Consider the following 20,258-nt stretch of genomic DNA (forward strand, 5'->3'; position numbering starts at 1 on the left):
GCTGGCGCCACGCACCAGTGTGGCGCGCCGCGGAGTTTTCGGACATTACGACATGAAAGAACTCAAGGGCCTCAGCGCACTGATCATCGAGCCGCATCCGGGCATGCGCGCCAGCCTGCACAATATGCTCAACCTGTGCGGCCTGGCGAAGATCGATGACGCGGCCAGCTCGGGCCAGGCGATCCGCATGCTGGGCAGCAAAGCGTATGATTTGATCCTGTGCGAATACGACCTCGACGGCGGGCAGGATGGCCAGCAGATGCTGGAAGACTTGCGCCATCACAAATTGATGCATGCGTCGACCATGTTCTTCATGGTCACGGGCGAAGGCAGCTTTGCCAAGGTAGTCAGCGCCGTCGAGCTGCTACCCACCGATTACATCCTCAAGCCCTTCACCGCTGAGAACATGCTCGAGCGCATCGGCCGCGCGCTCGACAAGCGCAATGCCTTCGTGCCCGTGTATGCACTGATCGATGTGGGCAATGAGCGCGCGGCGATTGCCGCCTGCGCCGAGGGCGCCAGCCTGTATCCCCGCTACGCCACCGATTTCCTGCGCCTGCGCGCGGAATTGCATTTGCTGCTGGGCGAGGCCGCCGACGCCGAGCCGATCTACGCAGCCCTGTACCAAGCCAAGTCCATCGGCTGGGCGCGCCTGGGGCAGGCCAAGACGCAATTCCTGCTGGGCGAGTACGCAGCGGCGCAGGGTACGCTGGAAGGGTTGCTGGAAAACAATAAGCGTTTTCTCGACGCGTATGACTGGTTGGCGCGCACGCACTTGGCGCAAGGCAAGCCGGAACTGGCGCAGGCTGCCCTGAGCGAGGCGGTGGCCCTGTCGCCGCATGCCGTGCGCCGCTTGCGCCGGCTGGGCGAGGCGGCCCTGGCGGCCGACGATATCGAGATGGCGGAAAAAGCCCTGAAGCTGGTGGTCAGCAAGGCCAAGTATTCGGAGTTCCGCGACCCGGAAGACCATGTGCGCCTGGTGCAGACCCTGGTGCGCAAGGGCGACCCGCTACAGGTGGGCGCCGTGATCCGCGACCTCGACAAGTCGATGGGCGGACAAAAGAATGCGGAGCTGTGCAGCGCTCTGTGCAGCGCCATGCTGCATGCGCATACGGGCAACGCCGAACGCCTGCAGCAATCGCTCGACACCGCCCTGGCCGCCAACCGGCATAGCGTGGGCAGCTCGAATACGCTGAAAACGGAACTGGCGCGCCACTGCCTGGCGCACGGGCGCGAAGACGGCGCGGCCGAGGTGATGCGTGAAGTCATGCGCAATGCGCCCGACAGCGCGGCCATGACGCGCGCCATGGCCGTGTTCGAGCTGGCGGGGCGCGAGGAGTTGGCCAAGGCGCTGGCGCGGCAAAGCCGCCAGGAAGTGGCCGATATGGTGGCCGCGGGCGCCGCCAGGGCGGGAGAAGGCGATTTCCGCGGCGCCGTCAATCTGATGGGCGAAGCCGTCACGCGCCTGCCCGACAATCCGCAAGTGGTGTTCAATGCGGCCGTGGCGGTACTGAAATGCCTGGAACACGAAGGCTGGGATGAGCGCATGGGGCAGCAGGCGCTGACGTTTATTGCCGGTGTGCGCCGTCTGGACCCACGCAACCCCAAATTGCCCGTGCTATCGGGCTTGCATCAGCAGTTGTTGCGTAAATATAAGCCCCTTGGCAACTCCTGGATGCATCCGCCTGACGCCCGGTGACAGGGATAAATACGGGGCGAATGACGGAAACATGCGGCTTGCAGCCGGGGATGATAAAAAAATGCGAAAAAAAGTCGACTTTTTCGCGCCAACCCTTGCACATTCTCAAATCGGGAGCTTATAATCACGCCCCGAAGCAGCCAACTTCTTCTTTATACGCAAATGCAGCAGTCAGGCATCAGTAAATAAGGTTGACAGTTGTGAGTAGATGCTTCATACTCTGCGGTTCCCGCGGAGGGGTGGCCGAGTGGTTAAAGGCGACAGACTGTAAATCTGTTCTCTATGAGTACGCTGGTTCGAATCCAGCCCCCTCCACCAAGTTTTTGCAAGGAAAACTGGGTAGTAGCAAAGTAATAGCAAGTAAGTGAAGAAAAGTGAACGATACCTCGCGGGTGTAGCTCAATGGTAGAGCAGAAGCCTTCCAAGCTTACGACGAGGGTTCGATTCCCTTCACCCGCTCCAGTTTCCGTTCAGATGCTTGATGCATCGCATGCAACAAATTACAGCCCTTGTAGCTCAGTGGTAGAGCACTCCCTTGGTAAGGGAGAGGCCACGTGTTCGATCCACGTCAAGGGCACCAGAATTCGCAGCAGGCAGCACAGAAGCAATTCAAACCAGACCGTCGGGCGTGTGCCTGAGCAATCTAATCAAATCATTAGGAGTTCAAAATGGCAAAAGGTAAATTCGAACGGACCAAGCCGCACGTCAACGTCGGCACCATCGGCCACGTCGACCACGGTAAAACCACGCTGACCGCTGCAATCGCAACGGTTCTGTCGAAGAAATTCGGCGGCGAAGCTAAAGCATACGACCAGATCGATGCAGCACCAGAAGAAAAAGCGCGCGGTATCACGATTAACACCGCCCACGTCGAGTACGAAACGGCAGCGCGTCACTACGCGCACGTTGACTGCCCAGGCCACGCCGATTACATCAAAAACATGATTACCGGTGCCGCGCAGATGGACGGCGCGATCCTGGTATGCTCCGCAGCTGACGGCCCAATGCCACAGACCCGCGAACACATCCTGCTGGCCCGCCAAGTTGGCGTTCCATACATCATCGTGTTCCTGAACAAGTGCGACCTGGTCGACGACGCAGAGCTGCTGGAACTGGTTGAAATGGAAGTGCGCGAGCTGTTGTCGAAGTATGAGTTCCCTGGCGACGACGTACCTATCATCAAAGGTTCGGCACGTATGGCGCTGGAAGGCAAAGAAGGCGAAATGGGCGTGGATGCAGTGTTGCGTCTGGCCGATGCCCTCGATTCGTACATCCCAACGCCAGAGCGCGCTGTTGACGGTGCTTTCCTGATGCCAGTGGAAGACGTGTTCTCGATCTCGGGTCGCGGTACCGTTGTGACCGGTCGTATCGAGCGCGGCATTGTTAAAGTCGGCGAAGAGATCGAAATCGTTGGTATTATCGATACCGTCAAAACGACTTGCACCGGCGTGGAAATGTTCCGCAAACTGCTGGATCAAGGTCAAGCAGGCGACAACGTTGGTCTGCTGCTGCGCGGCACCAAGCGTGAAGACGTGCAACGTGGTCAAGTTCTGGCTAAGCCAGGCTCGATCAAGCCGCATGCGCACTTCACCGGCGAGATCTATGTTCTGTCGAAAGACGAAGGCGGCCGTCATACGCCATTCTTCAACAACTATCGTCCACAGTTCTACTTCCGCACAACGGACGTGACTGGTTCGATCGAGTTGCCAGCAGACAAAGAAATGGTTATGCCAGGCGATAACGTGTCGATCACCGTCAAGCTGATCAACCCGATCGCAATGGAAGAAGGTCTGCGCTTCGCTATCCGTGAAGGCGGTCGTACCGTCGGCGCCGGCGTGGTTGCAAAAATCCTCGCATAAGGAAATGTTATGCTTCCACCTGGGGCGTCCTGGGTGGTAGAATAGCACTCCTCGAAAGTTTTACGTAGGGACGTAGCTCAATTGGCAGAGCGTCGGTCTCCAAAACCGAAGGTTGGGGGTTCGATGCCCTCCGTCCCTGCCACCGTCAAGGTGCAGGGCACCGAAAGTAGAAAAATGTCAAATCAATCCGTGCAAACCGTTAGCACGTCGAGTGACAAGATAAAAGTCGCGCTGGCAATAGTGGCTGCGATTGCAGGAGTAGTCGGGTTTTATTACCTGGCAGGCCAACCAGCTCTGGTGCGTGCAAGCGCGCTTGTGGCTGGTTTGGTTATTGCTGTTGCGCTCTTGTATGTCTCGACGACCGGCCGTGAATTTCTCAATTTCGCCAAAGAAGCTGTGCGCGAAACCAAGAAAGTCGTTTGGCCTACCCGCAAAGAAGCCACGCAGATTACTGCGATCGTGTTTGCCTTTGTGCTGGTCATGGCGATTTTCCTGTGGGGCACGGATAAATTGCTCGAGTTTTTGTTGTATGACGTAATTCTGGGTTGGAAAAAATAATGAGCGAAAATGTGCATGATGAAGCAGCGGACGAGTCCGTTCCGGGCGACGCTCCGGTAGCGGACACTGGTGCAGCGCTGAGCGTGCCAGTCAGCAGCAAGCGCTGGTATGTCGTGCATGCTTATTCCGGCATGGAAAAAAGCGTCATGCGCGCACTGACCGAGCGCATCGAGCGCGCGGGCATGCAAGACCAGTTCGGCCAGATCCTGGTGCCGATCGAAGAAGTGGTCGAAGTCAAGAATGGTGTGAAGTCCGTCACCGAACGTCGTTTCTATCCTGGCTATGTGCTGGTTGAAATGGAAATGACGGACGAGAGCTGGCACTTGGTCAAGAACACCAGCAAGGTTACCGGTTTCATTGGTGGCAAGTCGAACAAGCCGACGCCGATCTCCGCGCGCGAAATCGACGGCATCATGAAGCAGATGCAGGAAGGTGTTGAAAAGCCCCGTCCAAAAACCTTGTACGAGGTGGGCGAGCAAGTGCGTATCAAAGATGGTCCGTTCACCGATTTCAACGGCAATGTCGAAGAAGTCAATTACGAGAAATCCAAAGTACGCGTCTCGGTCACCATCTTCGGCCGCGCTACCCCGGTAGAGCTCGAATTCGGCCAGGTCGAAAAAGTTTAAGTATTATCAAGCGCCACCAGGAGCGTCACAGCAGTCTCAGTGAAATCCGGTCAGAGGAGCCCCGCCAGGGTAGGATCGGCGGGGCGCTACTACTCAATCCAAGATAGGAGCCATCATGGCAAAGAAAATCATTGGTTTTATCAAGCTGCAAGTACCAGCTGGTAAAGCAAACCCATCCCCACCAATCGGTCCAGCTCTGGGTCAACGTGGTCTGAACATCATGGAATTCTGCAAAGCCTTCAATGCACAGACCCAAGGTCTGGAAGCAGGCATGCCGATTCCAGTCGTGATCACCGCGTTTGCGGACAAGTCCTTCACGTTCGTGATGAAGACGCCTCCAGCAACCTACCTGATCAAAAAAGCTGCTGCGATCACCAAAGGTTCGCCGAAGCCACATACCGACAAAGTCGGTACGCTGACCCGCGCACAAGCTGAAGAAATCGCTAAATTGAAAACCCCTGATCTGACCGCTGCCGACATGGATGCTGCTGTACGCACCATCGCTGGTTCCGCTCGTTCGATTGGTATCACGGTGGAAGGTGTTGTATAATGGCTAAGTTATCCAAACGTATCAAGGCTTTGAAAGCCAAAGTCGACCGTACCAAAGTGTACGCTTTCGACAACGCTGTCGCTCTGATCAAAGAGTGCGCAACGGCCAAGTTCAATGAATCGATCGACGTATCGGTACAACTGGGTGTTGATCCTAAGAAATCCGACCAAGTGGTGCGCGGCTCCGTCGTGCTGCCAGCTGGTACCGGCAAAACCGTACGCGTGGCAGTCTTCGCGTCGGGCGAAAAAGCAGAAGCTGCTAAAGCAGCTGGCGCCGACATCGTTGGTATGGAAGACCTGGCTGAGCGTATCAAAGCCGGCGACATGCCTTTCGATATCGTTATCGCTTCGCCAGATACCATGCGTATCGTTGGTACCCTGGGTCAGATCCTGGGCCCACGCGGCATGATGCCTAACCCGAAAGTTGGCACTGTTACTCCTGACGTCGCTACCGCCGTGAAAAACGCGAAAGCCGGTCAAGTTCAGTACCGTACCGACAAATCCGGTATCATCCACGCTACCATCGGCCGTAAATCGTTCGCTGACGCAGATCTGAAATCGAATCTGGTCGCACTGATCGACGCACTGAACAAAGCCAAGCCAGCATCGAGCAAAGGCGTGTACCTGCGCAAAGTTTCGCTGTCGTCGACCATGGGCGCTGGCGTCCGTGTTGACCAGACTAGCCTGGCAGCTTAAGTAAAGAATCAAGTCCTGTGGCGCCTGCGGGCGCTGCGGGCGCATCTTTGGGCTGTCTGTCCGGTGTTCGCACCAGGCAGGCAGACAATCAAAGACCGTTGGGCCGACTGTGATCGCACATGCAGAAGGTTAATAGGCTTGCTGGCAACGGCAAGTGCCCAACGCAGATGGTGTACCCGAACAAGTTTTGTAGTCCTCATGCTGCGTGAATCCATCCGCTCAGTTTAGTACTTCTTGACTTCGGACGCCGTGTTCGAACCGATGCAAGGCGCTCAACCACTCGGTTGTGATTGCCGAACATCATTTAAGGAGGTTGACCGTGAGTCTCAATCTGAATGACAAAAAGGCCGTCGTCGCCGAAGTTTCCGCACAAGTAGCAAATGCGCAAACGATCGTCGTGGCCGAATATCGTGGCATCCAGGTTGGTCACTTGACGCAACTGCGTGCTAAAGCGCGTGCCCAAGGCGTGTACCTGCGTGTGTTGAAAAACACTCTGGCTCGTCGCTCCGTTGAAGGTACCGCATTCGCCAGCCTGGCAGATGCCATGACCGGCCCGTTGATCTACTCGATCTCGGCCGATGCCGTTGCAGCAGCTAAAGTCATCGCTGACTTCGCTAAAACCAACGACAAACTGGTCATCAAAGCAGGTAACTACGCAGGCAAGCCGCTGGATACAGCTGCTGTCACCGCGTTGGCGAGCATTCCTAGCCGTGAAGTCCTCATTGCGCAGTTGTTGGGCGTTATGCTGGCTCCGGTTTCGGGCTTTGCACGTGGTCTGGCTGCCCTGGCAGCGAAAAAAGGCGAAGGCGCCGAAGCTCCTGCAGAAGAAGCAGCAGCAGAAGAAGCCCCAGCAGCCGCTTAATTGCGCGCGCTTTTTTCTCTCAGTACCAATCTGATGTAACTAACGTAATAAATTTAGGAGTTTCAAAATGGCAATTAGCAAAGACGATATCCTGGAAGCAGTTAGCGCCATGTCCGTAATGGACCTGAACGACCTGGTTAAAGCATTCGAAGAAAAATTCGGCGTGTCCGCAGCAGCAATGGCTTCGGCCGGTCCTGCAGCAGGCCCAGCAGCAGCTGCTGAAGAACAAACCGAATTCAACGTCATTCTGGACAGCTTCGGCGCAAACAAAGTTGGCGTCATTAAAGCAGTTCGCGAAATCACCGGCCTGGGCTTGAAAGAAGCTAAAGACCTGGTCGATGGCGCACCAAAAACTGTGAAAGAAGCAGTGTCGAAAGCTGACGCTGAAGCAGCACAGAAGAAACTGGTAGAAGCCGGCGCAACCGCTTCGATCAAGTAATATCTGTACCGGCGGCAGTTAGCGCCCGAGTCAAAGTCTGAGGTTTCCCCTCGCAAGGGGGGAAATCCGACTTTGGCTCCTTTGTCGTCTGCATCGTATTTGTCATGTAGTTGCAGCAGCAGTTTTTATTCGATTCAAGCCGGAAAGCAGAGCCTTGAGGTTTCGTCTGTGTCACACGCAGCGGTGCAAACGAACACTTGCAAAACCTGAATTTTCTATCCTTTCTGTCACTCACGGAGTGTCCATGCACTACTCATTTACTGAGAAGAAACGCATTCGCAAATCATTCGCGAAGCGCGCCAACGTTCACCACGTTCCGTTCCTGCTGGCGACCCAGCTCGAGTCTTATCATAGCTTCTTGCAAGAGGACATAGCACCGTCCGGCCGCAAGAATGATGGCCTGCAGTCGGCTTTCACTTCGATTTTCCCTATCGTGTCGCACAATGGTTTTGCGCGTCTCGAATTCTTGTCGTACGTTCTGGGCGATCCTGCCTTTGACGTCAAAGAATGTCAACAACGTGGCCTGACGTTCGCGTCGCCGCTGCGCGCGAAAGTGCGTCTGGTGATCCTGGACAAGGAATCGCCAACCAAGCCTGTCGTCAAAGAGATGAAGGAACAGGAAGTCTACATGGGCGAATTGCCGCTCATGACGACCACCGGTTCGTTCGTCATCAACGGCACGGAGCGGGTTATCGTTTCCCAGCTGCACCGTTCGCCTGGCGTGTTCTTCGAGCACGACCGCGGCAAGACTCACTCGTCCGGTAAACTGCTGTTCTCCGCGCGTATCATTCCTTACCGCGGTTCGTGGCTGGACTTCGAGTTCGACCCGAAAGACATCCTGTTCTTCCGCGTCGACCGCCGCCGCAAGATGCCAGTGACGATCCTGCTCAAAGCCATCGGCATGTCGCATGAGCAAATCCTGGCCAATTTCTTTGTCTTCGACAATTTCAACCTGCGCTCCGAAGGCGCAGAAATGGAATTCGTCGCCGAACGTCTGCGCGGCGAAGTGGCGCGCTTTGACATCGTCGACAAGTCGGGCAAGACCCTGGTGCTGAAAGACAAGCGCATCAACGCCAAGCACGTGCGTGATATCGAAGCTGCCGGCATCAAGCACATTTCCGTACCGGAAGACTACCTGCTGGGCCGCGTATTGGCGAAGAACATCGTCGATGGCGACACCGGTGAAGTCGTCGCTTCCGCGAACGATGAGCTGACGGAAGACTTGCTGGGTCGCCTGCGCGATGCCAGCATTTCCGAAATCCAGACCTTGTACACCAACGACCTGGATCAGGGCGCCTACATCTCGCAAACCCTGCGTATCGACGACACCGCCGACCAGATGGCTGCGAAAGTGGCGATCTACCGCATGATGCGTCCAGGCGAACCGCCAACGGAAGACTCCGTTGAAGCGCTGTTCAATGGCCTGTTCTACAACTCGGACCGCTACGACCTGTCGGCCGTGGGCCGCATGAAGTTCAATCGCCGCATTGGCCGCGATGAACTGACCGGCGCCATGACCCTGTCGAACGAAGACGTGCTGGCCGTGATCAAGATCCTGGTGGAACTGCGCAATGGCCGCGGCGAAGTCGACGATATCGATCACCTGGGTAACCGTCGCGTACGTTGCGTGGGCGAACTGGCCGAGAATCAATTCCGCGCCGGCCTGGTGCGTGTTGAACGCGCCGTCAAGGAACGCCTCGGCCAAGCCGAAGCGGACAACCTGATGCCGCACGACCTGATCAACTCGAAGCCGATTTCGGCTGCGATTCGCGAGTTCTTCGGTTCGTCCCAGCTGTCGCAGTTTATGGACCAAACCAATCCTCTGTCGGAAATTACCCACAAGCGCCGTGTATCGGCTCTGGGACCCGGCGGTCTGACACGCGAACGCGCCGGCTTTGAAGTGCGCGACGTGCATCCGACCCACTACGGCCGCGTCTGCCCGATCGAGACACCGGAAGGTCCGAACATTGGTCTGATCAACTCGCTGGCTCTGTATGCCCGCCTGAATGAATACGGCTTCCTGGAAACCCCGTACCGCAAGGTCGAAGGTTCCAAGATTACCGATCAGATCGACTACCTGTCGGCCATCGAAGAAGGCCGCTACATCATCGCTCAGGCGAATGCGACCATCAGCGATGAAGGTACGCTGTCCGATGAACTGGTCTCGGCCCGTGAAGCCGGCGAAACCATCCTGGTCTCCCCGGAGCGCATCCAGTACATGGACGTGGCGCCAGGCCAGATCGTTTCCGTCGCTGCCTCGCTGATTCCGTTCCTCGAACACGATGATGCAAACCGTGCATTGATGGGCGCCAACATGCAACGCCAGGCTGTGCCTTGCTTGCGTCCTGAAAAAGCGCTGGTCGGTACCGGTATCGAACGCACCGTTGCGGTCGACTCGGGCACCACCGTGCAAGCCTTGCGTGGCGGTATCGTCGATTACATCGATGCGGGCCGTGTCGTGATTCGCGTCAACGATGACGAAGCCACCGCTGGTGAAGTGGGCGTCGACATCTACAACCTGATCAAGTACACCCGTTCGAACCAGAACACCAACATCAACCAGCGTCCTATCGTGCAAGTGGGCGACCGTGTTGCCAAGCGCGACGTGATCGCCGATGGCGCATCGACCGACCTGGGTGAATTGGCACTGGGCCAGAACATGACCGTGGCGTTCATGCCATGGAATGGTCTGAACTTCGAAGATTCGATCCTGATCTCGGAAAACGTCGTCAAGGACGACCGCTACACCTCGATTCACATCGAAGAGTTGTCGGTCGTTGCGCGTGACACGAAACTGGGCGCGGAAGAAATTACGCGCGACATCTCGAACCTGGCTGAAAATCAGCTGGCACGTCTGGATGAGTCCGGTATCGTCTACATCGGCGCTGAAGTCCAGGCCGGCGACACCCTGGTCGGTAAAGTGACGCCGAAAGGCGAAACCCAGCTGACCCCGGAAGAGAAGCTGCTGCGCGCGATTTTCGGCGAAAAAGCTTCGGACGTAAAAGATACGTCGCTGCGCGTGCCTTCGGGCATGATCGGTACCGTGATCGACGTGCAAGTCTTCACGCGTGAAGGCATCGTGCGCGACAAGCGCGCTCAGCAAATTATCGATGACGAACTGAAACGCTTCCGTCTGGATCTGAACGATCAGATGCGTATCGTTGAAGGCGATGCCTTCCAGCGTCTGGAAAAAATGCTGATCGGCAAAGTTGTCAACGGCGGCCCTAAAAAGCTGGCCAAAGGCGCCAAGATCACCAAGGAATACCTGGCCGATCTGGATAAATACCACTGGTTCGACATCCGCCCTGCGGACGACGATGCAGCGGTAGCGCTGGAAGCGATCAAGGAATCGATCAACGAGAAGCGTCACCAGTTCGATCTGGCCTTCGAAGAGAAGCGCAAGAAACTGACGCAAGGCGATGAGCTGCAACCAGGCGTGCAAAAAATGGTCAAGGTGTACCTGGCCGTGAAACGCCGCCTGCAGTCGGGCGACAAGATGGCAGGTCGCCACGGTAACAAGGGTGTGGTTTCCCGTATTGTTCCTGTGGAAGACATGCCATACATGGCCGACGGCACGCCAGCCGACGTTGTGCTGAACCCGCTGGGTGTTCCTTCACGGATGAACGTCGGTCAGATTCTCGAGACTCACTTGGGCTGGGCTGCCAAGGGTCTGGGTATCCGCATCGGCGAAATGCTGAAGGCGCAAACCAAGGTCGAGCAAATGCGCAAGTATCTGACGACGATCTACAACGACAATGGCCGCGCGGAAGATCTGGACAAGTTTGATGATGAAGAGATCATGAAACTGGCCGAGAATCTGAAAAAAGGTGTGCCATTCGCCACGCCAGTGTTTGACGGTGCGAACGAAGAAGAGATCCGCCGCATGCTGGACCTGGCGTATCCGGACGACATCGCCAAGAACCTGGGCATGACCCCGTCGAAGAACCAGGTGACCATGTATGACGGTCGCACCGGTGAAGCGTTCGAACGCAAGGTCACTGTCGGCGTCATGCACATGCTGAAACTGCATCACTTGGTTGATGACAAGATGCATGCGCGTTCGACCGGTCCTTACTCGCTGGTGACGCAACAGCCGCTGGGTGGTAAAGCCCAGTTCGGTGGTCAGCGTTTCGGTGAGATGGAAGTCTGGGCACTGGAAGCGTATGGCGCGTCGTATGTCTTGCAAGAGATGTTGACCGTCAAGTCCGATGACGTGAATGGCCGTACCAAAGTGTACGAGAACCTGGTCAAGGGCGACCACGTGATCGACGCCGGCATGCCGGAATCGTTCAACGTGCTGGTCAAGGAAATCCGTTCGCTGGGTATCGATATCGACCTCGAACGCAACTAAAAGACAGCTACCTGTCATTTGGTTTGGGAAACACAAAGCCCGGCTGGGAAACCACGCCGGGCAATGTAGTCTCAGGAATATAGAAATTTAATCACCTCTGGAGTGATACATGAAAGCACTGCTCGATCTATTCAAGCAAGTACAGACCAACGAGACCTTCGATGCAATCAAGATCGGTCTCGCTTCGCCTGAGAAAATCCGTTCGTGGTCCTACGGCGAAGTCAAAAAGCCGGAAACCATCAACTACCGTACCTTCAAGCCTGAGCGCGATGGCCTGTTCTGCGCCAAGATCTTTGGCCCGATCAAGGATTACGAATGCCTGTGCGGCAAGTACAAGCGCCTGAAACACCGCGGCGTGATCTGCGAAAAGTGCGGCGTTGAAGTCACGCTGGCCAAGGTGCGCCGCGAGCGCATGGGCCACATCGAGCTGGCCTCGCCGACCGCGCACATCTGGTTCCTGAAATCGCTGCCGTCGCGTCTGGGCATGGTCCTGGACATGACGCTGCGGGACATCGAACGCGTGCTGTACTTTGAAGCATACGTCGTGACCGATCCAGGCATGACCCCGCTGAAGAAGTGCCAGATCATGTCGGAAGACGACTACGCCGCCAAGTACGAAGAGTACGGCGACGACTTCACCGCCTTCATGGGCGCCGAAGGTATCCGTGAACTGCTGCGCTCGATCGACATCCACCGCGATGCCGAAACGCTGCGCGTGGAACTGAAGGAATCGAAATCCGAAGCCAAGATCAAGAAATACGCCAAGCGCCTGAAAGTGCTGGAAGCGTTCCAACGTTCGGGCATCAAGCCTGACTGGATGATCATGGAAGTGCTGCCAGTGCTGCCGCCGGAACTGCGTCCGCTGGTACCGCTGGATGGTGGCCGTTTCGCGACCTCGGATCTGAACGATCTGTATCGCCGCGTCATCAACCGTAACAACCGTCTGAAACGCCTGATGGAGCTGCGCGCTCCAGAGATCATCACGCGCAACGAAAAGCGCATGCTGCAAGAAGCGGTCGATTCGCTGCTGGACAACGGCCGTCGCGGCAAAGCGATGACCGGCGCCAACAAGCGTCCGCTGAAATCCCTGGCCGAGATGATCAAGGGCAAGGGCGGCCGTTTCCGTCAAAACTTGCTGGGCAAACGCGTCGATTACTCCGGTCGTTCGGTCATCGTCGTGGGCCCGCAATTGAAACTGCATCAGTGCGGCTTGCCGAAACTGATGGCGCTGGAACTGTTCAAACCATTCATTTTCAATAAACTGGAACTGATGGGTCTGGCGACCACGATCAAGGCAGCGAAAAAGCTGGTCGAGATTCAAGAGCCGGTCGTGTGGGACATCTTGGAAGACGTGATTCGCGAACATCCGATCATGTTGAACCGCGCACCTACGCTGCACCGTCTGGGTATCCAGGCTTTCGAGCCAGTCCTGATTGAAGGCAAGGCTATCCAGTTGCACCCACTCGTCTGCGCCGCATTCAACGCCGACTTTGACGGTGACCAAATGGCGGTCCACGTTCCTCTGTCGATCGAAGCGCAGATGGAAGCACGCACTTTGATGCTGGCATCGAACAACATCCTGTTCCCATCGAACGGCGAACCGTCGATCGTGCCGTCGCAGGATATCGTGCTGGGTCTGTACTACGCGACGCGTGAAGCGATCAATGCGAAGAACGAAGGGATGATGTTCCCTGACGTTTCGGAAGTGATCCGCGCCTACGACAACAAGGAAGTCGAACTGACGACCCGCGTGACCGTGCGTATTACCGAATACCCGAAAAACGCCGAAACGGGCGAATTCGAGAAAACGATTACCCGCTACGAAACGACGATCGGCCGTGCGATCCTGTCGGAAATTCTGCCTAAAGGCTTGCCGTTCTCCGTCCTGAACCGCGCGCTGAAAAAGAAAGAAATTTCCAAGCTGATCAACACGTCGTTCCGCAAGTGCGGCCTGCGCGCCACCGTGGTGTTCGCAGACAAACTGATGCAATCGGGTTTCCGCCTGGCGACACGCGCCGGTATCTCGATCTGCGTCGACGACATGCTGGTACCGCCGCAAAAAGTCACCCTGATCGCGGCGGCCGAATCGGAAGTCAAGCAGATCGAACAGCAATACGCCTCGGGTCTCGTGACCGCCGGCGAGCGTTACAACAAGGTAGTCGATATCTGGGGCAAAACCTCGGATGAAGTCGGCAAGGCCATGATGGACCAGCTCAAAGTCGAAGACGTGATCCGCCGCGACGGCACCAAGTCGACGCAAGAATCGTTCAACGCCATTTACATGATGGCCGACTCCGGCGCGCGCGGTTCCGCAGCCCAGATTCGTCAGTTGGCCGGTATGCGTGGTCTGATGGCCAAACCGGATGGCTCGATTATCGAAACGCCGATTACCGCGAACTTCCGCGAAGGTCTGAACGTTTTGCAGTACTTCATTTCGACCCACGGTGCGCGTAAAGGTCTGGCCGATACGGCGCTGAAAACGGCGAACTCCGGTTACCTGACGCGTCGTCTGGTTGACGTGACGCAAGACTTGGTGGTGATCGAGGACGATTGCGGCACCATGAACGGCGCGCTGATGAAGGCGCTGGTCGAAGGTGGTGAAGTCATCGAAGCGCTGCGCGACCGTATCCTCGGCCGCGTTACCGTGCACGATGTCGTCCATCCTGAAACCCAGGAAACGCTGTACGAAGCCGGTTCGCTGCTGGACGAAGACATGGTCGAAGAGATCGAGCGTCTGTCCATCGATGAAGTCAAGGTGCGTACGCCACTGACTTGCGACACGCGCTTCGGCCTGTGCGCCAAGTGCTATGGCCGCGACCTGGGCCGCGGCATGCTGGTCAACGCCGGCGAAGCCGTCGGTGTGGTGGCAGCGCAGTCGATTGGTGAGCCGGGTACCCAGCTGACCATGCGTACGTTCCACATTGGTGGTGCGGCATCGCGTGCGGCAGTGGCATCGTCGGTGGAAGCCAAGTCGAACGGTACCATCCGCTTCACGGCAACCATGCGTTACGTGACGAACGGCAAGGGCGCGCAAATCGTCATTTCCCGTTCCGGCGAAGTGCTGATCACCGACGACCACGGCCGTGAGCGTGAGCGTCATAAAGTACCGTATGGCGCGACCCTGATCGTCAAGGACGGTCTGGTCATCAAGGCCGGTACGGCCCTGGCAACGTGGGATCCGCTGACCCGTCCGATCATTACCGAATACGCCGGTCAAGTGCGTTTCGAGAACGTCGAAGAAGGCGTCACCGTCGCCCGTCAGGTCGACGAAGTGACCGGTCTGTCCACCCTGGTGGCGATCGATGCGAAACGTCGCGGTTCGTTGACGAAAACGTTGCGTCCGCAAGTCAAGCTGATCAACGAAGCGAACGAAGAAGTCAAGATCGCCGGCACCGAACACTCGGTGGCGATCGGCTTCCAGGTCGGCGCGCTGATCATGGTCAAAGACGGTCAACAGGTATCGGTTGGTGAAGTGCTGGCACGTATTCCTACCGAATCGCAAAAAACGCGCGATATTACCGGTGGTCTGCCACGCGTTGCGGAACTGTTCGAAGCGCGCTCGCCGAAAGATGCCGGTATGCTGGCGGAAGTCACGGGTACGGTTGCGTTCGGTAAAGAAACCAAGGGCAAGCAGCGTCTGGAAATCACGGACATGGACGGCAACAAGCATGAGTTCTTGATCACCAAGGACAAACAAGTGCTGGTGCATGACGGCCAAGTCGTGAACAAGGGCGAGATGATCGTGGACGGCCCGGCCGATCCGCAAGACATCCTGCGCCTGCTGGGTATCGAAGCACTGGCACGTTACATCGTCGACGAAGTGCAAGACGTGTACCGTCTGCAAGGCGTGAAGATCAATGACAAGCACATCGAAGTGATCGTGCGTCAGATGCTGCGCCGCGTACAGATCGTCAATGCCGGCGACACCAACTACATCGTTGGCGAGCAGGTAGAGCGTTCGGAACTGCTGGATCAGAACGACCTGATGGAAGCCGGAAACAAAATTCCTGCGACCTACGAAAACGTTCTGCTGGGTATTACCAAGGCTTCGTTGTCGACCGATTCGTTCATCTCGGCCGCATCGTTCCAGGAAACCACCCGCGTGCTGACCGAAGCGGCGATCATGGGCAAGCGCGATGGTTTGCGCGGCCTGAAAGAGAACGTCATCGTCGGCCGCCTGATTCCTGGCGGTACGGGCCTGGCCTTCCACCGCGCACGCAAAGAAAAAGAAGCGTGGGAAGTGGAAGAGCGTCAAGCACTGCTGCTGGCCGAGAAAGCCTCGATGGCTGGCGAAGCTGCCGAAGCGTTGCAGGACATCGAAAGCCAGCAACACCACGGCGACGAAGCGTAATCTACGCTGTTAGCTGACAAGAACGGCACCTTCGGGTGCCGTTTTTTTGTCCGTACGGCGCATTTCCACCGCACACGCAAGCAGAAGGCAGCGTGGGAAGTGGAGCAGTCTCAAGCCCTGCTGCAGGTCGATAAGGCCACCCTGGCCAGTGAAGCCACCGAAGATTTGCTGGCTATCGAAAGCCAGCAACACCACGGCGACGAAGCGTAATCTACGCTGTCAGCTGACAAGAACGGCACCTTCGGGTGCCGTTTTTTTATGCCTGCGTGATTCGCCTATGCACGCACACAAAATAGCGTGGTGTGCGATAGATTATGGCGGCCCATTTATTCCGGCATGTATATCCAGTATTCTCACTACCGCAAAACGTCATGTATATGGCGCATTGAAATATTGCTCGCATGGGTAAGTGGAAAATGCATGATGTAATGAAAGTCACGCTGTTATTCATAACGGGGATTGGAATCAAAGCTATATGCCTGTATTTATTTCATTTGGTTTTGAATCAATATGGCGAGTTACTCTTGCATGGACATGGTTGAATTGATCGGCAAATCCAGGTGAGGCGGTTGGTGTCAACGGATCCGAAGTGAGCGCTCACAAGGATGACTGATGACTGGCTAGCCGCAGTTGGCAAACGCTACGTCGCCCGCATGTGTTCGCCCAACTGCTGCAGATCGCGTATCACGGCGTTGTGGTGCCATCACGCAGTATTGCCTTCGCCACGCCAGTTTTCAGTTTATTCATGCTAAGATTTGGCGCATGATTGCCCAAGCCCTGTTTACTCCCGCCCAGCAGAAACTGCTGGGCTTGCTCTTTGTCCGCGTGAATGAAGGCTTTCACTTGAACGAGATCATGCGCTTGACGGGCCTGGGCAGCGCGTCGGCGCAGCGCGAACTGCGCCGCCTGCATGATTCCGGCCTGATCACTTCGGAGCGGATTGGCAATGTGCGGCGCTTCTGGCCCAACAAGGAAAGCCTCGTGTATCCCGAGTTGAGCGGACTGGTGCAGAAAACCTTCGGCATCGTCGGCGTGCTCAGCGCGACCCTGGCGCCCTTGCGTGCCCAGTTGCACCTGGCCTTCGTGTCTGGTGCCACCGCGAAGGGGCAGGACATGCCCGGTAGCGCCATCGACTTGCTGCTGGTGGGCGAGGACGCCAATTATGGCGATCTGTTGACAGGATTGGCCCCGGCCGAGCGAACCTTAAGGCGTAAAATCAATCCCAACTTATATACGCTGGCCGATTATCGTCGGCGTCTGCGTGAAGGTCAGCCATTTCTGCTGCAGGTATTGCAGCAGCCGAAGTTGTTTGTCATCGGCGATGAATCGCTATTGCAGGCGCTGGCATTGCCCGACGCTTCCTTGCAAGTGAATGACTTGCCATCTGTATTCTAAAGGCCGGGTCTGGCATTCAATTTCTGCTGCATGAAATTGTTAGCTAGCAAAAACTCTGAGGCGGATTGATCGTATGATGAATAAACTACAGGCTTTCGGTTTAATTGTTTCCCAGGCGGTGCGCGGTGAATTAACGTTTCCCACGAGTGTTAATTCAGCGCTGCAATTGCAATTGGCCCTGGCCGAACCGGACTGCCATATCGATCATGCCATCAAGCTGGTGCTGGCCGAGCCCTTGCTGGCGGCGCGCACGGTGGCCCTGGCCAATTCGGCCGTGTACAGCCGCGGCGATGCGGCGCCCGTGACCAGCGTGCGCGCCGCCGTGATGCGCATGGGTTATCGCAATCTGTATGCGCTGGTGGCGGCCATGGTGGTGCGCCAGTTCGGCAGCAAGATCATCGACCCCGTGCTGCGCCAGAAGGCGACACAGCTGTGGGAGCACACGGCGCACGTGGCGGCACTGGCGCATGTGCTGGCCCGCCGCGTGACGCACGTCGATGCGGACACGGCGCTGTTCGCCGGCATCGTGCATGAAGTGGGCGGTTTTTACCTGCTGTCGCGTGCCGATGAATTTCCTGGCCTGCTCGACGACGATGCGGATCACTGGATGGAGTCCGCCGAAGAAATCATTTCCCGCGAAGTCATGAAGAAGCTCTTGATTCCGCTGGCCGTGAGCGACGCCATCGAAGGCTTGCGCGATGGCTTGCTGTCCATTCCGCCCGATTCCCTGCTCGATACTTTATTGTTGGCCAAGCAACTCTCGCCCGTACCGTCGCCGTTGCAAGCGACGTATGTGGAAATGCTCACGCCTTCCGATTCCGTCATCGATTTCATTATTGATAACGAAACCCTGCAAAGCATCCTGGCCGAATCGACCGAGGAAGTACGCTCGATGAGTGCGGCGTTGCTGGTGTAACGGAAAACGCCAGCGGCAAAAAAAACGGCAGCGCCATCGAGGCGCTGCCGTTTTGTCTTCAGGCCAAGCGTTTTACTTCTGCTGCGCGATCCACAGGTCGACCTTGGCTTCCAGCAGTTTCAAAGGCAGGGTACCGTCGCCCAGCACCACCTCATGGAATTTCGGCAGGCTGAACTTGTCGCCCAGGGCAGCTTGCGCGCGCTGGCGCAGTTCGACGATCTTCAGCGAACCGATCTTGTAGCCCAGCGCCTGGCCCGGCCAGGCCATGTAGCGTTCCGTTTCGCTTTTCGCCACGGCGTCATAGCCGAGGGTGTCGCGCATGTACTTGATGGTCTGCTCGCGTGTCCAGCCCTTGGTATGCAAGCCCGTGTCGACCACCAGGCGCACGGCGCGCAGCATCTCGTCGTTCAAGTGGCCGAAGTACTGGGCCGGATCCTCGAACAGACCCATTTCCTTGCCCAGGGTTTCCGCGTACAGGGCCCAGCCTTCGGTGAAGGCATTGTTGCCGCCGAAACGGCGGAAGTTCGGCAAGTCCATCTCTTGCACCAGCGCCAGGTGGAAATGGTGGCCCGGTTTACCTTCATGCAAGAACAAGGTGGTCATGCCCGTGTCGCCATACTGTTTCGGATCGGTGACGACGGACCAGAACACGCCGGGGCGCGAACCGTCGGCGGCCGGGGCCGTGTAGTGGTCGGCAGCCGTGTCGCGGCTCAGTTCAGGCTCCAGGCGCAAGTCCAGCGGCGCTTTCGGCACCAGGGTGAACAGCGCGGGCAATTTGCTGTCGAGCAGCACGTTCAGCTTGCGGTAGACATCGAGCACTTCCTGCTCCGTCTTGAACGGGCGGTATTTTGCCTGTTCCGAGACCCACACGGGCAAGCCGGCGGCCGGGCCGGTGTAGCCCATCTTCGGGCCCACGATCGCATACTGTTCCTGGATGCGCGCCACTTCCTTCAAGCCGATGGCGTGGATCTGCTCCGGCTTCAAGTCCGTGGTGGTGCTGCTGGCCACGCGCGCCTGGTACCAGGCAGCGCCATCGGGCAGGGCGCTCCAGCCGCTGCTCGTGCGGCCGGCCGGCAGGTAATCGCGCTCCATGAAGGTGGACAGGCGCTGCAGCGCTGGCATCAGCTTGGCCCCGATGATGACGGTGTACGTTTGCGTCAGGCGCGCCTTGTCCGCGTCGGAAAAGCTGGCCGGCAAGTTCTTGATGGGCGTGTAATAGACGCTGTCTTGTGGCGTGGCGCTGACGAGCTTTTTGAATTGCGGCAGGGCCGACTCCGTCAGCGCCTTCGGCAGCACGATGCCCTTTTGCATGCCGACCTTCATGTTGGCGATGGCCTGGTCTATCCAGCCCGGCAACTGGCCGATACGGCTCAGGTAAGCGTCATACTGCTTGACCGTGGTCAACGGTTGCGATGCTTCGCCGCCCGCGTAATTGGCCAGGGTGACGGGCATGCTGTCCATCTGGTTCAGTGGCAGCAGGTATTCGGGGAAGCGCTCGAAGCTCAGCGCCGTCGCCAGTTCATAGTCGAGGATATCGTAGTTGATCTGGTCGTGGTGTGACAGCTGCGCGCGGGCAATGCTGCGCAGGGTCTTCTGGTACTGGCGGTACAGGGCAAACTGTTTTGCGCGCGCGGCGGGAACGATGGCTGAACCGAGCTGGTCGTCAAAACGGTTGTCGCCGCTCTCGGTGGCATTGATCGGCTCGAAACGGGCCTGCGCATCGTAGTACTGGTCGGCCAGCACTTGCAACTGCTGCCTGGCTTTCGGCGCACTGACGGCCACGCTTTTGGCAATGGGCTGGACTGCTTGCGCCATGGGCGCGTGGGCGAGCAACAGGGAAATGGCCAGGGTGCCGAGGGTGCCGGCGGCAAAACGATGCTTCATGCGCGATGTCCTTTGTAAGGAGGGAATGAACGGAGGCGTAGTAGGGTCGGGGTGGCCGGTCGAGAAGGAACAG

13 protein-coding genes and 4 tRNA genes are annotated in these 20,258 nt (G+C 57.3%); 16 read left to right on the forward strand and 1 reads right to left on the reverse strand.

The genetic code is table 11. The features are described 5' to 3' along the window. Positions 1-52 precede the first annotated feature (52 nt). From C8C92_RS03070 to C8C92_RS03145, 16 genes are all read left to right on the forward strand, one after another. On the forward strand, positions 53-1,699 hold the full coding sequence (locus tag C8C92_RS03070) for a tetratricopeptide repeat-containing response regulator (RefSeq protein WP_116742998.1): 1,647 nt from the start codon (positions 53-55) through the stop codon (positions 1,697-1,699). 233 nt (positions 1,700-1,932) lie between these two features. Next, positions 1,933-2,017, forward strand: a tRNA-Tyr gene (locus C8C92_RS03075). A 70-nt stretch (positions 2,018-2,087) separates the two neighbouring features. After that, positions 2,088-2,161: transfer RNA gene (locus C8C92_RS03080), tRNA-Gly, on the forward strand. A 43-nt stretch (positions 2,162-2,204) separates the two neighbouring features. Continuing rightward, positions 2,205-2,279: transfer RNA gene (locus C8C92_RS03085), tRNA-Thr, on the forward strand. 88 nt (positions 2,280-2,367) lie between these two features. Then, the gene (tuf, locus tag C8C92_RS03090; RefSeq protein WP_096233366.1) at positions 2,368-3,558 is read left to right on the forward strand and encodes an elongation factor Tu; all 1,191 of its coding nucleotides are present in this window, start codon (positions 2,368-2,370) and stop codon (positions 3,556-3,558) included. Positions 3,559-3,624: 66 nt separating this feature from the next. Beyond that, positions 3,625-3,700: transfer RNA gene (locus tag C8C92_RS03095), tRNA-Trp, on the forward strand. Between the two features lie 32 nt (positions 3,701-3,732). Then, positions 3,733-4,116, forward strand: coding sequence for a preprotein translocase subunit SecE (gene secE / locus C8C92_RS03100; protein ID WP_010394308.1), 384 nt, complete (start codon positions 3,733-3,735; stop codon positions 4,114-4,116). Then, the gene (gene nusG, locus C8C92_RS03105) at positions 4,116-4,742 is read left to right on the forward strand and encodes a transcription termination/antitermination protein NusG (protein ID WP_034753130.1); all 627 of its coding nucleotides are present in this window, start codon (positions 4,116-4,118) and stop codon (positions 4,740-4,742) included. The genes secE and nusG overlap by 1 nt, the downstream gene beginning before the upstream one ends. 115 nt (positions 4,743-4,857) lie before the next feature. Beyond that, positions 4,858-5,292, forward strand: a complete 435-nt coding sequence (gene rplK / locus C8C92_RS03110; protein ID WP_010394312.1) for a 50S ribosomal protein L11 — start codon at positions 4,858-4,860, stop codon at positions 5,290-5,292. Beyond that, the gene (rplA, locus tag C8C92_RS03115) at positions 5,292-5,987 is read left to right on the forward strand and encodes a 50S ribosomal protein L1 (protein ID WP_071079797.1); all 696 of its coding nucleotides are present in this window, start codon (positions 5,292-5,294) and stop codon (positions 5,985-5,987) included. The genes rplK and rplA overlap by 1 nt, the downstream gene beginning before the upstream one ends. 319 nt (positions 5,988-6,306) lie before the next feature. Beyond that, on the forward strand, positions 6,307-6,849 hold the full coding sequence (gene rplJ / locus C8C92_RS03120) for a 50S ribosomal protein L10 (protein ID WP_071079796.1): 543 nt from the start codon (positions 6,307-6,309) through the stop codon (positions 6,847-6,849). A 67-nt stretch (positions 6,850-6,916) separates the two neighbouring features. Beyond that, entirely contained in the window at positions 6,917-7,288 is a 372-nt protein-coding gene (gene rplL, locus C8C92_RS03125; RefSeq protein ID WP_010394320.1) for a 50S ribosomal protein L7/L12, read from the forward strand. A 244-nt stretch (positions 7,289-7,532) separates the two neighbouring features. Next, on the forward strand, positions 7,533-11,639 hold the full coding sequence (rpoB, locus tag C8C92_RS03130; RefSeq protein WP_071079795.1) for a DNA-directed RNA polymerase subunit beta: 4,107 nt from the start codon (positions 7,533-7,535) through the stop codon (positions 11,637-11,639). Positions 11,640-11,748: 109 nt separating this feature from the next. Then, positions 11,749-15,990: a DNA-directed RNA polymerase subunit beta' gene (rpoC, locus tag C8C92_RS03135; protein WP_099760957.1), complete on the forward strand. Its 4,242-nt coding sequence runs from the start codon at positions 11,749-11,751 to the stop codon at positions 15,988-15,990. A gap of 762 nt (positions 15,991-16,752) precedes the next feature. Further along, positions 16,753-17,385 carry a transcriptional regulator gene (locus C8C92_RS03140; protein ID WP_096233374.1) on the forward strand — a complete coding sequence of 211 codons (633 nt, stop codon included), beginning with the start codon at positions 16,753-16,755 and terminating at the stop codon, positions 17,383-17,385. Between the two features lie 76 nt (positions 17,386-17,461). Further along, a complete protein-coding gene (locus tag C8C92_RS03145; protein WP_099764326.1) occupies positions 17,462-18,301 on the forward strand; it encodes an HDOD domain-containing protein in 840 nt (279 codons plus the stop codon). A 72-nt stretch (positions 18,302-18,373) separates the two neighbouring features. Here C8C92_RS03145 and C8C92_RS03150 read toward each other — a convergent pair whose 3' ends face one another. Next, complete coding sequence (locus C8C92_RS03150) at positions 18,374-20,185, reverse strand: DUF885 domain-containing protein (protein ID WP_116742999.1); 1,812 nt, start codon at positions 20,183-20,185, stop codon at positions 18,374-18,376. Between the last annotated feature and the right edge of the window lie 73 nt (positions 20,186-20,258).

The sequence above is a fragment of the Janthinobacterium sp. 78 genome (assembly GCF_003096775.1).
In the GTDB taxonomy this organism is placed as follows: domain Bacteria; phylum Pseudomonadota; class Gammaproteobacteria; order Burkholderiales; family Burkholderiaceae_D; genus Janthinobacterium; species Janthinobacterium tructae.

Coding starts and splice junctions, on each gene's coding strand:
- C8C92_RS03145 (WP_099764326.1), top strand. CDS start 17,462: ATGAATAAACTACAGGCTTTCGGTTTAATTGTTTCCCAGGCGGTGCGC.
- rpoB (WP_071079795.1), top strand. CDS start 7,533: ATGCACTACTCATTTACTGAGAAGAAACGCATTCGCAAATCATTCGCG.
- rplA (WP_071079797.1), top strand. CDS start 5,292: ATGGCTAAGTTATCCAAACGTATCAAGGCTTTGAAAGCCAAAGTCGAC.
- rpoC (WP_099760957.1), top strand. CDS start 11,749: ATGAAAGCACTGCTCGATCTATTCAAGCAAGTACAGACCAACGAGACC.
- rplL (WP_010394320.1), top strand. CDS start 6,917: ATGGCAATTAGCAAAGACGATATCCTGGAAGCAGTTAGCGCCATGTCC.
- C8C92_RS03150 (WP_116742999.1), bottom strand. CDS start 20,185: ATGAAGCATCGTTTTGCCGCCGGCACCCTCGGCACCCTGGCCATTTCC.
- C8C92_RS03140 (WP_096233374.1), top strand. CDS start 16,753: ATGATTGCCCAAGCCCTGTTTACTCCCGCCCAGCAGAAACTGCTGGGC.
- rplK (WP_010394312.1), top strand. CDS start 4,858: ATGGCAAAGAAAATCATTGGTTTTATCAAGCTGCAAGTACCAGCTGGT.
- C8C92_RS03070 (WP_116742998.1), top strand. CDS start 53: ATGAAAGAACTCAAGGGCCTCAGCGCACTGATCATCGAGCCGCATCCG.
- nusG (WP_034753130.1), top strand. CDS start 4,116: ATGAGCGAAAATGTGCATGATGAAGCAGCGGACGAGTCCGTTCCGGGC.
- tuf (WP_096233366.1), top strand. CDS start 2,368: ATGGCAAAAGGTAAATTCGAACGGACCAAGCCGCACGTCAACGTCGGC.
- secE (WP_010394308.1), top strand. CDS start 3,733: ATGTCAAATCAATCCGTGCAAACCGTTAGCACGTCGAGTGACAAGATA.